The organism is Streptomyces sp. NPDC048637 (genome assembly GCF_040650675.1).
Classification (GTDB): Bacteria; Actinomycetota; Actinomycetes; order Streptomycetales; family Streptomycetaceae; genus Streptomyces.
In genome coordinates this window covers 58,632-72,973 of sequence record NZ_JBEZHQ010000038.1, presented here as the reverse complement: position 1 = coordinate 72,973, position 14,342 = coordinate 58,632, and the positions used below count along the sequence as shown (strand labels likewise).

The 14,342-nt window shown below is 68.0% G+C and carries 13 protein-coding genes; 6 read left to right on the top strand and 7 right to left on the bottom strand.

All coding sequences use genetic code 11. The features are described from left to right. The first annotated feature begins 647 nt into the window (after positions 1-647). Positions 648-881 (top strand): hypothetical protein, encoded by a 234-nt coding sequence (locus tag AB0C46_RS32955; RefSeq protein WP_362832357.1) that lies wholly within the window; start codon positions 648-650, stop codon positions 879-881. Positions 882-913: 32 nt separating this feature from the next. Next, positions 914-1,180, top strand: coding sequence for a hypothetical protein (locus tag AB0C46_RS32950; protein WP_362832355.1), 267 nt, complete (start codon positions 914-916; stop codon positions 1,178-1,180). A 199-nt stretch (positions 1,181-1,379) separates the two neighbouring features. Here AB0C46_RS32950 and AB0C46_RS32945 read toward each other — a convergent pair whose 3' ends face one another. The 4 genes from AB0C46_RS32945 to AB0C46_RS32930 form a co-directional block, all read right to left on the bottom strand. After that, positions 1,380-1,730 carry a UBP-type zinc finger domain-containing protein gene (locus AB0C46_RS32945; RefSeq protein WP_362832354.1) on the bottom strand — a complete coding sequence of 117 codons (351 nt, stop codon included), beginning with the start codon at positions 1,728-1,730 and terminating at the stop codon, positions 1,380-1,382. Further along, a complete protein-coding gene (locus tag AB0C46_RS32940) occupies positions 1,727-3,184 on the bottom strand; it encodes an ATP-binding protein (protein WP_362832352.1) in 1,458 nt (485 codons plus the stop codon). Before AB0C46_RS32940 ends, AB0C46_RS32945 begins: the two co-directional genes overlap by 4 nt. Continuing rightward, positions 3,181-4,857, bottom strand: coding sequence for an FAD-dependent oxidoreductase (locus AB0C46_RS32935; RefSeq protein ID WP_362832351.1), 1,677 nt, complete (start codon positions 4,855-4,857; stop codon positions 3,181-3,183). Before AB0C46_RS32935 ends, AB0C46_RS32940 begins: the two co-directional genes overlap by 4 nt. A gap of 197 nt (positions 4,858-5,054) precedes the next feature. Beyond that, positions 5,055-5,804 carry an SOS response-associated peptidase gene (locus AB0C46_RS32930; protein ID WP_362832350.1) on the bottom strand — a complete coding sequence of 250 codons (750 nt, stop codon included), beginning with the start codon at positions 5,802-5,804 and terminating at the stop codon, positions 5,055-5,057. Positions 5,805-6,005: 201 nt separating this feature from the next. Between AB0C46_RS32930 and AB0C46_RS32925 the strand changes: the two genes are divergently transcribed. Continuing rightward, on the top strand, positions 6,006-6,263 hold the full coding sequence (locus tag AB0C46_RS32925) for a hypothetical protein (protein ID WP_362832348.1): 258 nt from the start codon (positions 6,006-6,008) through the stop codon (positions 6,261-6,263). A 219-nt stretch (positions 6,264-6,482) separates the two neighbouring features. Then, positions 6,483-8,063: an alpha/beta hydrolase gene (locus AB0C46_RS32920; RefSeq protein ID WP_362832346.1), complete on the top strand. Its 1,581-nt coding sequence runs from the start codon at positions 6,483-6,485 to the stop codon at positions 8,061-8,063. Positions 8,064-8,312: 249 nt separating this feature from the next. Here the strand turns inward: AB0C46_RS32920 and AB0C46_RS32915 are convergent, their stop codons facing one another. Continuing rightward, a complete protein-coding gene (locus AB0C46_RS32915; protein WP_362832345.1) occupies positions 8,313-8,765 on the bottom strand; it encodes a VOC family protein in 453 nt (150 codons plus the stop codon). Between the two features lie 413 nt (positions 8,766-9,178). On the opposite strand from AB0C46_RS32915, the gene AB0C46_RS32910 reads away from it, so the two are divergent. Beyond that, on the top strand, positions 9,179-9,856 hold the full coding sequence (locus AB0C46_RS32910; protein ID WP_362832343.1) for an HdeD family acid-resistance protein: 678 nt from the start codon (positions 9,179-9,181) through the stop codon (positions 9,854-9,856). 116 nt (positions 9,857-9,972) lie between these two features. Here AB0C46_RS32910 and AB0C46_RS32905 read toward each other — a convergent pair whose 3' ends face one another. Both AB0C46_RS32905 and AB0C46_RS32900 read right to left on the bottom strand, forming a co-directional pair. Then, on the bottom strand, positions 9,973-11,199 hold the full coding sequence (locus AB0C46_RS32905) for an MFS transporter (RefSeq protein WP_362832342.1): 1,227 nt from the start codon (positions 11,197-11,199) through the stop codon (positions 9,973-9,975). 50 nt (positions 11,200-11,249) lie between these two features. After that, positions 11,250-11,876 (bottom strand): TetR family transcriptional regulator C-terminal domain-containing protein, encoded by a 627-nt coding sequence (locus tag AB0C46_RS32900; protein WP_362832341.1) that lies wholly within the window; start codon positions 11,874-11,876, stop codon positions 11,250-11,252. Positions 11,877-12,238: 362 nt separating this feature from the next. Here AB0C46_RS32900 and AB0C46_RS32895 point away from each other — a divergent pair, with 362 nt between their 5' ends. Continuing rightward, on the top strand, positions 12,239-14,131 hold the full coding sequence (locus AB0C46_RS32895) for an NAD-binding protein (RefSeq protein ID WP_362832340.1): 1,893 nt from the start codon (positions 12,239-12,241) through the stop codon (positions 14,129-14,131). The last annotated feature ends 211 nt before the right edge of the window (positions 14,132-14,342 follow it).

The following is a 14,342-nucleotide window of genomic DNA, read 5'->3' as shown; positions in this document are numbered from 1 at the left end:
CAAGGTTCGAACATGTTCAGTGATGCGCGCTTCTGTGCATTGAGAGTGTTATGTAGAACAGAAACGAGCACAAGGGCTCGTGAGTGAGCGCGACGAACCAGGCAGGTGGGGACGGGGACTTGAGGGGCGCCGCCACTGCGACAACCTTCAGGTCTTCGCGGAGGAAGTGGCGAACCGAACGGCGGGAGCTGCGACTTCAGCGCGAGTGGGACGCGGACGGTGGCCCGCTCACCCGCCGGCTCCCTCTGGGCCAAGTGCAACTCCCGTCAGCCGTCGCAGTTCAGCGGCACAGGGCCGTGTCCAGGCCCCTCTGTGGCGGCATACGCCGCGGGCGGCGCCCTGGCCGACCACACCCCCGGCGGCGGAATAGGCGCGTTTGCCCGCGCGCCCCCTGCAAGGGCGCTCATTCAGCCATGACGAACATTTCAGCGACCAACCCTCGTGTTTCTGCGGGAGCCCGGAGGGCAGGCATTTTCGTGAGGTTCAGTCGGAAAATGTGCCGCGCAGGAATTCTGGGTCTGTGCGGCCTGGGGGAGCTCGGCTCCAGGGAGGGAATCTGCATGACCACGGGAATCAGGGGCTGCGACAATCAGTCGAACGCCTACGTTTCTTTTGTCAATGAAGAGCACGCCGGGGACAGTGAGTCCGTGAGTCCGAGGACGCACAGTTCTGCCTACGCGTGGATTTCGCAGCACAAGGAGAAGCCGCTGAGCGTTCAGACCGGACGGGGCCGGTGCATCATCTGGGACGACGACTGGAAGGTGAAGGCGGAGTGGGATGACGGCAAGGGGGAGTTCGTCCTCGCCAACGTCCGGAGCAGCCCGCAGGACTACCAGATGACGGTCAGCAGCACGGGTGACATCACGCTGTCCGAGGTCTGATCCAAGGACCGGACTGAAGGAGGGGGACCGTCGTGCCCATGCAGAACTGGCGTATCGCAAATGCCATGGAGAATTTGACGGGAAACTGGGTGTACTACGTGTGCACTGCCGTCGCGGCATTTGCGAATGTCCATTTCAGCCGCCACGTCGACAATCCGAGCGATGACCATATGGCGACGAATGACGGCGCCTACTATTACTACGGCGTGACCGGCACGTTCAATCAAGCCGCCCAACACGCTGATCAATCCGTCCGGCAGATGCTCATCGACGCCTGGAACGACTACTTCAAGGTGTAGGACGACCATCTGCCGCGCCGGCCGGTCCGGGCTCCTCCTCTCAAGCAGGGGCCCGGATCGGCAATTTGTCACGGCTGAGGAACGTGGGGTCGGTCTGGAATCCGGAAGAGTTCTGGCTGGAGGTTCTGGCCGGCCGGCGTCGCGTTGCCGAAGGGGAGAGCCAGTGTCGGCGCAGCAGTTGGCGGACCGGCCCTGCTGCCTATCCCAGACGGCTGGCCCAGTCCTTGGGGACTCGTCCCGCGGGGCCGGGGGTGGGCTGATCGGCCGGGTGGCTCTCCGGGGGAGCCAGTTGCGGGCCCGAGGCGTATGACTCGGAGGTCTCGTAGTTCCAGAACCACGTTTCGCCCGGCTCGAAGCTGCGGATCACCGGATGCCCGGTGGCCCGCGCATGGGCCGTACCGTGTTTGGCGGGCGAGTCGTCGCAACAGCCGATGTGACCGCACTGTGCGCAGCGTCGCAGGTGGAACCACCAGCCGCCAGCGGCTTCGCACTCGGCGCAACCGCTTCCGCTGGGTGGGACCGAGGGGTCGATTCCGTTCGGGGAACTCATGACGGCTCCTCTGGGGGATGGGGGTCGGCGGAGGCCAGCGGGATACGTACCTGGAAGCGGGTGTCGCCGGGGACGGAGTGGAACCGCAGGTCCCCGTTGTGCTTGTTGACGACGATGCGCCATGAGATGTCCAAGCCGAGGCCCGTACCCTCACCCACCGGTTTGGTGGTGAAGAACGGGTCGAAGACGCGGTCGCGGATCTCCTCGGGGACTCCGGGACCGGTGTCACAGAACTCGACGAGCAGATGGTCTCCCTCGCGCGCGGTGCGCACGGTCAACGTGCCCTCGGCGCCCGTACTGTTCATCGCCGAGACGGCATTGTCGATCAGATTCGTCCATACCTGGTTGAGCTCGCTGGGGTAGGCCGGGATCTTCGGCAGGCCGCGGTCGTAGTCCTTGACGACGGTGATCTGGGGGCCGATCTTCGCGGAGACCATCAGCAGGGTGCTGTCCAGCAGTTCATGCACGTCTGCGACCTGGTGGGGCGCTCGATCGAGTTGCGAGTACTGCTTGGCCGCGGCGACGAGGGACGAGACACGGTTGGTCGACTCCTCGATCTCGTTCATCAACAGTTCGGTTTCGACGGTGTAGTTGAGCCACCGCACGGCACCTTCGAGGGTGTCCGCGTCCACGGCCGCGGCGACCTGGTCCAGCCAGTCGGTGTCGAGGCCGGCCTGTACGAAGGTCGGCGCGATCTGCCATCCGTCTCCGATGCCGTGGTCGTCCAGCCAGTCGGAGACGGTGTCCTCCCGGTCCGCGGCTTCCAGCGGGCTCAGGGCGGTGGCCTTGGCGACGCGCTCGGCCGTGCGCTCCTGGACGTCGATGAGCGTCTCCAGGCTGTCGCGCCGGTACGGGCGTGCCGCGATGATGCCGAGCTTGTGGCGCATCCCGGCCACCCGCTCGCGGAGCGCGGACGTGGCGCGCACGGCCGCGGTGGCGGGGTTGTTCAGCTCATGGGTCAGCCCTGCGGACAGCGACCCGAGAGCCAGGAGCCGTTCTCGCTGGCCAACGGCCTCCTGGGCGCTCTTGGTGCCGAAGAAGAGGCCTTCCAGCAGGTGCACGGCCATGGGAAACCACTCGCGCATGATCGCGGCGAAGGTCTCCGCGGGCAGCACGAAAAAGCGCGCGGGCTCCAGGACACGCAGGGAGCTGTTGTACACCTGCCGCAGGCGGTCACCCAGGTACGCCTGGAAAGCTCCCGCGTACACCCCGCGGCTGGAGCTCCGGTTGATCTCCACGTCGTAGTCCCCGATCCGGCGCGAGAGCACGATGGTCCCTTCGAGCAGCACGTAGAAGCACGTGGCGGCGTCGCCCTCCCCGTACACGGGCCCGGGTGCGAACTCCTCCACACGGCCTTCGCGGCAGAGCCGGGCGATCTGGTCGGGGGCCAGCTTCTCGAACAGGAACAGCGAGCCGAGTTCCTCCTGGCTGCACGGCACCGGGCGGCCGTTCATGACTGCTCCAGATATCGGTGCACGAGCATGACCGCCATGGCGCCCTCTCCTACGGCGGAAGCGACCCGCTTGGCGGACTCGGCGCGGGCGTCTCCGGCCACGAACACGCCCGGGACGTTTGTTTCCAAGTGGTAGGGCGGCCGGTCCAACTCCCACTCGGCCGGCGGGCGTCCGTCCGCGGTCAGATCGGGGCCGGTGAGGATGAAGCCGCGGGAGTCCCGGAGCACCGTGCCCTCCAGCCAGTCGGTCAGCGGGGCCGCGCCGATGAAGACGAACATCCACTGGGCGTCGACGAGTTCGGTGTGGCCGGTCGCGGTGTCGCGCAGGGTGATCTGCTCCAGTTGCCGCGAGCCATGGGCGGCGTCGACGACCGTGTGGGTGCGCACAGAGATCGTGGGCGTCTCGTCGACCTGCTGGACGAGGTAGTGCGACATCGACGTGGACAAGGACGGCTTGCGCACCAGTACGGTGACCGACTTGGCGCTCCGGGCCAGGTATATCGCGGCCTGCCCCGCGGAGTTCGCGCCCCCGACGATATACACGTCATGGCCCTGGCATGCGGCCGCTTCGGTCAGGGCCGAGCCGTAGAACACTCCGCAGCCGGTCAGCTCGGCCACGCGGGGCGCGTCCAGTTGCCGGTAGGACACGCCGGTCGCCAGAATCACGGCGTGCGCGGCGACGGCGGAGCCGTCCGAGAACCGGACGACGCGCGACGCGCCATTGATCTCCAGCCCGGTGACCTCGCGCGCGGTCAGTATCTCGGCACCGAACTTCGCCGCCTGACGCCGGGCCCGGTCGGTGAGCTGCGCCCCGGACACCCCGTCCGGAAAGCCGAGATAGTTCTCGATGCGCGAGCTCTGGCCCGCCTGGCCTCCGGTCGCGGAGCGTTCCACGAGGACGGTCCGCAGCCCCTCGGAGGCCCCGTACACCGCAGCGCCCAGACCGGCCGGCCCGCCGCCGATGACGACGAGGTCGTAGAAGTCGGTTGCCGGGGTCGTCGCGAGGCCGACTCGCGCGGCGAGCTCCCGGTCCTCGGGCTCGATGAGGGCCGTACCGTCCGGAGTGATCACCAGCGGGAGCCGCAGGCCCTCCTGCCCCGCGGCGCACAGCAGCCGCCGGCCTTCCGGATCGTCGGACGAGTACCAGCGGTACGGCACCTGGTTGCAGGCCAGGAACTCCCGTACGGCCGACGAACGCGCCGACCAGCGGTGCCCGACGACCTTCGTGACGGCCACCGGCCGGTGGTCGCTGGCCCGCCACGCCTGCAGCAGATCGTCGAGGACGGGGTAGAGCTTCTCCTCGGGCGGCTCCCAGGGCTTGAGGAGGTAGTGGTCGAGGTCGACGACGTTGATCGCGTCGATGGCCGCGTTGGTGTCCGCGTACGCGGTCAGCAGCACCCGCCGGGCGCCGGGATAGATGTCGAGAGCCTGCTCGAGGAACTCGATGCCGTTCATCTTCGGCATCCGGTAGTCGGCCACGATCACCGCAACGGGGCCGCCGCGCAGCTTCAGCTCGCGCAGGGCAGCAAGGGCGGACTCGCCGGACTCCGCGCGCACCACACGGTACGACCCGCCGTAGCGTCTCCGCAGATCACGGGCGACAGCACGCGACACACCCGGGTCGTCGTCCACAGTCAGGATGACGGTCCGCACCGGACCGGCTGCCTGATCCATAGGCACCCCGTCCACGAGCCGATCGCCCTTCCGCACCGATTTCACGTGCCTGCCCGGCAGCCAGTGCGCCAGCAATGCCCATCTTATGGGTGACTATCATGCTTTGCTACGCAAGGTCAGGAGTACGGCTCCCTGCGATGCGGCCCGGCGGCCGTCGAAGTCCCGCGCCGGCGGCAGTACAGCACCGAGCATCGCCGTCAGCCGTCGGACGGGGCCTCGGTGACCTCGTCCAGGAGGTGCGGCCCGTTGTTGCGTACGCTGTTGACCGCGGTGGAGACGGCGCGGGCGTCCAGATGCCCTGCGGCCGGGGCTGTGAGCAGCGCGCGGAGCTCAGCGGGGTCCTGGTGGGCGGGGTCGAGCCAGGCGGCCCAGTCGGCGGGAGCGACGGCCAGCGGCATCCGCGGGTGGACGCGTCCGGCGGCGTCGGTGGCCTCGGTGGTGATGATCGTGCAGGTGGTCCACCACGCCCCCGGCGCATCGTCGTCGGAGACGTCCGGGGCGCGCCAGAACTCGTACAGCCCGGCGAGTGCCATGGCCTGCCCGTCCTCGGGGCTGATGAAGTACGGCTGCTTGCGGGCCTTGGCCGTCCCGGTCGCCGCGACGTTCTGCCATTCGTAGAAACCGTCCGCCGGCAGCAGACACCTGCGCTTGGCGAAGGCCCGGCGGTAGGCCGGCTTCTCCGCGACCGTCTCCACCCGGGCATTGATCATCTTGGCGCCGACGCTCAGGCTCTTCGCCCAGGACGGCACCAGCCCCCAGCGCAGCGGCCGCAGCTGCCGGGTGATCTCGCCGGTGTCGTGCTCGACGCGTTCCAGCACCGACCACACGTCATCGGTCGGGGCCACGTTCCAGCTCGGCCCGAGCACCTGGCCGGGATCCCAGCGCGTCACGTCGAACCGGTCGACCAGATCCTGCGGACTGCGGGTGGCGACATATCGACCGCACATACCTTCCACCCTGCCACGAAACCGGCCCTTGCCCGGTCACCCACGCCTCCGACTGACATCCACATACAGGGGCTGCCCGGGGGCCGGGATACCCGTCCCGCCACCCACCGGCGGCAGATCTTCCGGGAACGCCCGCATGTGCAGCGGCGATGCCGCGCGCCTGCCCCACGGCTGGTGCCACCGGCATGTAAATATCGGAGCGTGACTACACAACCGCAGCGCTTCACGATCTTGTTGGTCCCCGAACACGTTGAGGACCGAGGCGGTGCCTCCGTGGAGGACTCAGCCGTACGGTCGGCGGTCGTCGAGGCGACGGGGGAGACGGGCGCCTCGGGCTACCCCCGCTACGTCGGGCACGGGATCGTGGCCGATATCGACCCCCGTACGCGCACGGTCGAGGCGCTGCTCGTCGACGGTGCGGAGCTGGACTACGGGCTGACCGTCAAGGTCGCTTCCTGACCGCCCGTGCGGCGGCGACGGGCAACAATGGCCGAAGGCCCTGGAAGGCCGTGCTGGACGCTGGATATGACGCACCCCGTACGACTCCAGGACCATCTTCCCAGCAGTCCGTCCACCCACAGTTGGACACACTGTGCCCTGCTGACGGATTCGTCCCAACTGCCTTGTGCGCAAGGGTGAGTGCGTCCCAGACGTACCGACCCGAAGGGCCCTCCACACGTGCGAAGCAGACGAATAGCCCCTGCCCTGGCGGTGAGTGCCGTCGCGGCACTGGTTCCGGCACTCACGCCGGCGACCGCCTCCGCCGCTGAGAACCCCTTACCGCAGCATCTTGAGCAGAGACCGGCATGGCACCGCTGCAGCAGCGCAACCCCTGCCTCCTTCCAGTGCGCCACCATCAAAGTCCCGTTGGACTACAGCCGTCCAGGCGTCAAGAAGATCGACCTCGCGATATCGCGGCTCAAGACGAGCAGCCCCGCCGAACGCCGCGGTGTCCTGCTGCTCAATCCCGGGGGGCCGGGCAGCCAGGGCCTCGATATGCCACAGTCCCTGTCGGCCGAGCTCCCCAAGTCCGTGAAGAGCAAGTACGACCTCATCGGCTTCGACCCGCGAGGTGTCGGCCGGAGCGCCCCCCTCAGCTGCGGTCTGACCGCCGAGGAGCAGAACTGGCAGCGTCCCTACAAGGCCGCAACGTTCGCCAAGGACGTCAAGTGGGCCCGGACCGTCGCCGAGAAGTGCCACGCCAAGCAGGGCGACAAGCTGCGTCACATCACCACCCGCAACACCGCCCGTGACATGGACGTGATCCGGGCCGTGCTGGGCGAGAAGAAGATCTCCTACCTCGGGTACTCGTACGGCACCTATCTCGGAGCCGTCTACACGCAGATGTTCCCGCGGCGCAGCGACCGGATCGTACTGGACAGCGCCGTCGACCCCGCACGGATCTGGCGGGGCATGATGCAGGTGTGGGCGGAGGGCAGCGAGCCCGCGTTCACGAGGTGGAGCGGGTGGACCGCCCAGCGGAACGCGACCTACAAGCTGGGCAACACCCCGGACCGGGTCCGCAAGACCTTCTGGGGTCTGGTTGCCCGGGCCGACCGGAAGCCGATCGAGTTCAACGGCACCTTGGTGAGCGGTGACGACATCCGCGCGGGCCGCGCCATGTTCTTCAGCGTGCGCGATGCCGCCGAGGAAATCGTTGCGCTGAAGAAGGCCGCCGAAGGCAAGGCCCCGTCCTCCGCCCCTGACACCGGGACACCCGAGCGACCCGCACCGCCGGCGTTCGGCCGCGGCGCGCCCTCGGACAGCACCAGCGCCGCCTTCTGGGCAGTCGTCTGTGCCGACACCCGTGCCTGGCCGCGTGACCCCGAGCAGTACCGCCGCGACGCGGTCCGGGACAAGGCCAAGTACCCCTTGTACGGCGACTTCGCGTCCCACATCAAGCCGTGTGCGTTCTGGAAGAAGAACGGCAGCGAACCCGCCACCACGATCGACAACAAGGTCAAGGTACTCACCCTGCAGAACGAGTGGGACTCCCAGACACCTCTGTCCAGTGGCCTCGGCATGCACCGGGCCATGAAGGGCTCGAGGATGGTCACCGTCGCCGGGGGTGTCGGACACGGCATCTACGGTTCCAAGTCGTGCGCCGACAAGACGGCCACCGCGTACCTGACCACGGGCAAGCTCCCCGCGAAGGACGTGACCTGCCAGGCACCCGCGCCCGCACGTGAGCGCAGCAGCGCCGGCAAACTGCCGATTCCCGCGCCTCCGGGTATCCCGGGGATGCCCGGCCGCTTCTGAACCGTTCCTGACGAGGTGATGTGACGTGGGGCTTCTGCCGGGCGGAGGCCCCACGTCGGGTGGAAACCGCGCAGGTGACGGCCGTGACCTCCGCTGCATGAGTGCCGACGAGGCGTGCACGGGGCCGGCAACCGTGGCGGAGAGCCGTCGACCGCCCCTGACGCCGGGCGTCGCGTATCAGATCGTCGGCAGCGTGACGGGGCCCTGCCTGGGCGGGCAGCGTCACGGTACCTGACTGAGCAGGACGAACTACTCGGAAGTGGTGTCGGTGCGGGCGAAAATACCTTCCAGCATTCCGGTGGCCTGCCCGACCTCGATCAGGTAGCCATCGGGATCGCGCAGATAGCAGCGGACCTCGGCGCGCCGGTCGATCGGCGGAGTCAGGAACTCCGCTCCTTTCGCGCTCCATTGGGCGTAGCAGGCCTCGATGTCGGCCACCCGCAGGTTCATGAAGCTGGAGACGATGTGCGGTTCGCTGGGCGGGACCAGCGTCACGTCGGGCTTGTCCGGGGTCGGGCCGCCGCCCGGATTCATGATGATCCAACTGTTGGCGAGCTTCACGATGCAAGGGTTCTCCTCCAGGACGACCTGTCCCCCGAGCACCTCGCTGTAGAAGCGGCGCGCACGCGCCACATCGCGCACCGTCAAGAAATGCGTCATCAGAAGCCCCTCACTCGGGGCGGGAATACCGTCGCTGTCCATACCAAGCCTCTTTCCGCCGACCGCGATACCCGGCGCATTATCAGTTTTCACGAGCCTGATGCCGCCGAGGCGCACACCGCTGCGGGCGCCGTTACGCCCGTACAGTCCAGTCCGGTGCCGTCCAGGGAGCCGGTTCCCCTGGTCGGGCCGGGCCGGCCGAGGGAGGCACCGCGGTGCGTCGTCGGCGTCCCTCGGGGGAAATCGTGCAGCGGCAACCAGTGGACCGACCGGCGGTGGCGCACTGCCCGTGAACGCCCGGCCAGCGCCCGAGCCGGCTTCCTGCCTGCTCGGGGGACGTATCACCTGCGGCCACCGACGGGACCTGTGAACGCCTGCCAGGCGGGACTGGGCCAGGCAGGTGACGATGGAACTGGATCCATCCGACCGTGCTCTTCCTGGAGGAGGCAGACGGCATGACACACCCCTCCGATTCCTCAGGCACCGGCCCTCCGCCCGGCACCGAGCCAAGAGAGCCCTCCCCGGCCGGGGGCCTGCTCGCCCTGGCCAACATGGGCTGGCAATTCCTGCTCACCATGGGCCTGGCTGCGATCGCCCTGGGCGTCGTTGTCCTGGTCTGGCCCGGCCAGACCCTGCGGGTCGTCGGTGTGCTCTTCGGTATCTACCTGCTGGCCACCGGTGTCTTTCAGCTGGCCGCTGCCTTTGGTGCACACGTCCCCCGGCATCTGCGGGTGTTGCATTTCGTCGCGGGCGCGCTCTTCATCCTGCTGGGCCTGGTCTGCTTCCGGGGCACCCTGCAATCGATTCTGTTGCTCGCGCTGTGGATCGGCTTCGGCTGGCTGCTGCGCGGCATCATGGTGACCGCCACGGCGGCCTCCGCCGAGGACATCCCGGCGCGCGGCTGGCACCTCTTCTCGGGGATCATCACCACTCTGGCCGGCATCGTGCTGATCGTGTTGCCGTTCAGCTCGATCGCCGCGCTGACCTTGGTGGTGGGCATCATGGCCATCGTCGTGGGCGCTGTCGAGGTCGTCCATGCCATCAAGATGCGTGTCGAAGTCGGCCGCCTCACCCAGGGCACCGCCACCAAGCGGCGGCCCATGTTCCACTCCCGCCCGCACCCCCAGCACTGATCACAGGGTGCGCCGGGATCCCCGTCGACTGTGCGTCCGCCGATCTTCGCAGTTTTTTCGGTTCGAATCCGCGGAAATCTACCGCGGCGTCGACAGGGCGAACAGAATGCAATTCTTCATTCGAGCCCATCCTTTGTCCCTGCGGGATTCAATGTTCCACTGCAGTCGGCCGCACCGCTCAGCGTCTTCTTCGAGGCGCCGATCGCGAGTGCCAGCAGCGCCAAGGCGCTGAGCCCGAGCGCGGCCGCGACGGCCGGCAGCAGTCCGGCCCCCAGGCTGCCGAGGGCCAAGCCTCCGATGGCGCCGCCCAAGGAGACTCCGAGATATGTGCTCGACGTGTTGAGCGCCAGGGCCTGAGCTGCGACCGGTCCGGCGAGCAGATAGAGGCGCGCTTGAATCGCCGGGGAATTCCAGAAGGCCATGCCACCCCAGATCGTCCCCACCACGACCAGGACGGAAAAGGGCACGGGGCGGGCGAACCAGAGCGCCCCCAAGATCGCCATCATGCCGGTGAAGATGCCGATTCCGGTGACCAGGGCGCGGTCCGGCCCCCACCGATCGGTAGCCTTCCCACCTGCCCAGATACAGATGATGCCGGCGAACCCCGACAAGCTGAACGCGAGCGCACGCTGATCCACGCTGGCCCGGCTCACCGCGGCGAGGTAGGGGGCCATATAGGTGAGCATCATCATCGATCCGGTCATGAGTGCGCAGTTCGCCAAGAGTCCCAGCGATACCGGTGCGCTGGTGAGGGTGCGCAACTGTTCGCGGATACTCGGTACTTCGTCGGCCTTGTCGCGCTCGCGAGGCAAGGTGGCAAGCAAGAAGACCAACGCCGCGACCCCCGCCACCGCCATGGCGGCGAACGTTGCCCGCCAGCCGTAATGGCCGCCGATCCAGGTGCCGATGGGAACTCCGGCCGCGATCGAGCCCGTGACACCGAGCGCCACGATGGCGACGTACCTTCCGATATGGCTACCCGGAGCTCGTTCGGCGGCGTAGGCGAACACGGCCGGCGTCGAGGCAGCCGCCGCGATCGCCGCCACCATCCGCAGGCCCACAAGGAGGCCGAAGCTGGTTGTCGTGGCCGCCACGAGGTTCGCCACAGCGAAAATGACGAACGCGACAGTGAACAAGTGCCGACGGGGCACCCTCGCCAAAGCGACTCCGGCGATCGGTGCAACCACGGCGACCGTAAGGGAGAAGACGGTCACCAGCTGTCCGGCGTGCGCCTCGCTGACATTCAGATCTCGTGCGATCTCCGGCAGAACCCCCGCGATCACATAGTCATCGGTGTAGAGGACGAAAGCCGCAGTGAGCAAAGCAAACAGCCACGCGGGCACAACTGATCTCCTATTGGGCTTCGACGATGCCTGATGGCGCGGGTATCAGGTCAGTCAGTGGTCGGTGTAGCGCCTGCGCCGGGCACGGTCGCCACGATCGAGCGCAGGTGCGCCCGCAACGTCCTGCGCAGACGTTCAACGCTGAGCGATCCGTGCGGGGTCACCGAATCCAGAACCAAACCGCCCAGGACCGCGATGAGCCGTTCAGCTTCCTCGGCCGGGTCGGGCACTTCGAGGACGCGCAGGGCATCCGTGATGACCTGGCGCATGTCGGCGGCCATCTGTTCGGTTGCCGGGCGGAAGAGGGGATTCACCCGTGCGGCAACGATGAATTCAGTGAGTACGATCGACTCGATGCGGCGTTCCTCGTCGATCGGAAGCAGCTCCTCGAGCTGTGCCTGCAGTGCATCGATGGCAGGCTCACCTGTGAGTCCGGCCAATACTTCGGTCGGATATCGGGTGAGCCTTTTCCCCATGCGATTACCCACCTCGTTCACAGCCGCCACGAGAAGGTTGCGGTGATCGTCGAAGTAGTGGCGCACCGAACCGATGTTCAATCCTGATTCGGCGGCAACTTTCCGCAGTGACAAGCCGCTAAGGCCTTCGGCCACCAAGAGGCGAAAAGCCGCCTCGATGACATCCTTGCGGCGCTGTTCGAGGTCAATCCGAGCTGGCATTGATGGATGGTATCACAGGTGTGACAAGAACGGGGGTGGTCGCATGCGGCTAATTCCGTTTGCTTTCGGGCGGGCTCGATTGCGGCCCTGCGGGAGCTGCGATCAGGGCTCGCGCTCGTCCCGGACCGCGACCCGTTTCATGGCCTTGGCCGCAACGTCGCGGAGCGGTACACGCTCTGTTGTGCACGGTATTTGCGGCTCTCTTACGGTCCGGCCGCCGGTCGCGGGCACCTGGCGCGTGGGGCCAGGTACTCCCGGCCGGTTGCCCACACGCAACCTTGACGCCGAACTGTTGTACGCACCGGAACCGGACGTCTCCTCCCGGCAATCTTGACGATGTGACGTCAACTCTCCACCTCCGTATGGACTTTGGGCAGCGCTCCCAGCACATGGTGATCTGCGGTGACGACGGCCTCGCCCACCGTCTGGCAGTCACCCTGGACGCCGTGTGCGGCGAGGCGGTCACCGTCGTGCTGCCTTCGCGGCGCGACGGGCACGCGCCGGAGATCGCCGCACTGCACCGCGATCCGCAGTCACCGGTCGACCTGCTGGTGGCCGCCCGTCCGGACGAGCAGACGCTGCGCGCAGCCGGGGTCGAGCGGGCCGCCGCGCTCGCCCTGACCTACCGGGACGACCAGGTCAATGTGACCGCGGCGCTGCTGGCCCGCACCCTCAACCCGTCGATCCGCCTGGTCATCCGGATGTTCAACCGCGAGCGCGGTCGCCATCTCGAACGGCTACTGGACCGCGCCGTGTGGGCGCTCGGCCGTACCGATGGCGCGACGCTGGACATGTCCACCACCGTGCTGTCCGACACCGACACCGCGGTCCCCGAGCTGGTGGCCGCCGCCGCGGTCGGCCAGGGAGACACTCTCCAGGTCGAGGGCCAGGTTTTCCGCGGCGTCGTACGGCCCGCGCGCACGCCGCCCCAGCCCGCCGACCTGGCCACGCTGGCCGTACTCTCCGGTGCCCATCAGGACGACCCGGCGAGTGAGGACAGCGCCGAGACACCCGGCGAGGAGGGCACCCAGCTGCTGCCGGACACGGTCACCTCCTATCACCGGCAGTTCACCCACGGCCGGCTGATGCTGGAGGAGGTCACCCACCACCACCCACCCGATGCCCCCTCACACGGCGGTCGCAGCTACGGAACCTGGCTGCGGGACCGGCTGGCGCATCTGCCGTGGAAGGTGTTCCTCTCCCGCGAGGTCATCGCGGTCTTCGGCGCGCTGGCCGCGATCGTGCTGGTGCTGGCCGGTGCCACCGCGCTGGCCGAGCCCGGCCCGCTGTGGAAGTCGCTCTACCTGCCGCTGCTGGACATCTTCACCATGGGCGACCCGGCAACCGATGAGTCCCCGGCCCGCCGGGTGCTCCAACTCATCGCCGGCTTCGTCGGCCTGGCCGTACTCCCGCTCGTGGTCGCCGCCACCATGAACGCCACCGACGCGTTCCGTAAAGCCTCCGTCGGCCACCCACCCGCCGAGGACCTGACCGACCACATTGTCCTGGTGGGTCTCGGCAAGATCGGCACCCGCGTACTGGCCCAACTCCGCACCACCGAGCATCATGTGGTCGTCGTGGAACGCGATCCGCACGCACGCGGCGTTCCCCTCGCCCGTGAACTCGGCGTACCGCTGCTGCTTGAGGACGCCGGCGCCCCCGGTGTCCTCGACCGTGCCCGGATCCGCCAGAGCAAGTCCTTGCTGGTCCTCACCCGTGACGACGGCGAGAACCTCGACATCGTCATGGCGGCCCGCGAGACCAACCCCCGAGTACGCGTGGTGATGCGCCTCTACGACGACGATTTCGCTGCCACGGTCTCCCGCACCCTGCGCGCCTCCTACCCCGACGCCACCACCCGCAGCCGCAGCGTCTCCGCCCTTGCCACGCTGCCGTTTGCCGCCGCGATGATGGGCCGTCATGTCCTGGGCATCCTGCCGGTCGAACGCGGTTCCCTCCTCTTCACCACTGTCGATGTCGCCGGCCACCCCGAGCTGGAGGGCCGCTCCATCCACCAGGCCTTCCGACAGCACGAGTGGCGTGTCCTGGCCGTCGGCTCCGCGGCCGAGCCCCCTTCCCCTGCCTCGACCGACACGCTCGGCGGCCTCCGGCTCACCCACCCCGGCTATGACTGGCGCCCCTCGCACGGCCGGATCCTGCGCGCGGGTGACCGCGTGGTCGTGGCATCGACACGCCGCGGTATGGACTTCCTGATGACGGGTGTGCAGCCTCATCCGGCGGCCCCGCGTACGTGAGCGGGGCGGTTTCGGAGTCGCTTGATAGGTGATGGATCCCGGACGCCGTGTGCCCCTCGCACCCGATGGCGTGGGGCACACTCCTCTTCTGCTGGTGGCAGGCAGTCCAGCTGAGCTGCTCTGGACCCTCTGGCCGGCCGGGCAAGGCAGGACGCTCCCGCTCCTTGCTCATCTGTGTCTCCAGCCGGCGCCGCACACTCGCACGAGACCC

What these genes read in the sequence shown, in the direction of transcription:
- AB0C46_RS32945 (WP_362832354.1), bottom strand. Translation starts at nt 1,730, where the DNA reads ATGAGTTCCCCGAACGGAATCGACCCCTCGGTCCCACCCAGCGGAAGC.
- AB0C46_RS32940 (WP_362832352.1), bottom strand. Translation starts at nt 3,184, where the DNA reads ATGAACGGCCGCCCGGTGCCGTGCAGCCAGGAGGAACTCGGCTCGCTG.
- AB0C46_RS32935 (WP_362832351.1), bottom strand. Translation starts at nt 4,857, where the DNA reads ATGGATCAGGCAGCCGGTCCGGTGCGGACCGTCATCCTGACTGTGGAC.
- AB0C46_RS32930 (WP_362832350.1), bottom strand. Translation starts at nt 5,804, where the DNA reads ATGTGCGGTCGATATGTCGCCACCCGCAGTCCGCAGGATCTGGTCGAC.
- AB0C46_RS32915 (WP_362832345.1), bottom strand. Translation starts at nt 8,765, where the DNA reads ATGGACAGCGACGGTATTCCCGCCCCGAGTGAGGGGCTTCTGATGACG.
- AB0C46_RS32910 (WP_362832343.1), top strand. Translation starts at nt 9,179, where the DNA reads ATGACACACCCCTCCGATTCCTCAGGCACCGGCCCTCCGCCCGGCACC.
- AB0C46_RS32900 (WP_362832341.1), bottom strand. Translation starts at nt 11,876, where the DNA reads ATGCCAGCTCGGATTGACCTCGAACAGCGCCGCAAGGATGTCATCGAG.
- AB0C46_RS32895 (WP_362832340.1), top strand. Translation starts at nt 12,239, where the DNA reads ATGGACTTTGGGCAGCGCTCCCAGCACATGGTGATCTGCGGTGACGAC.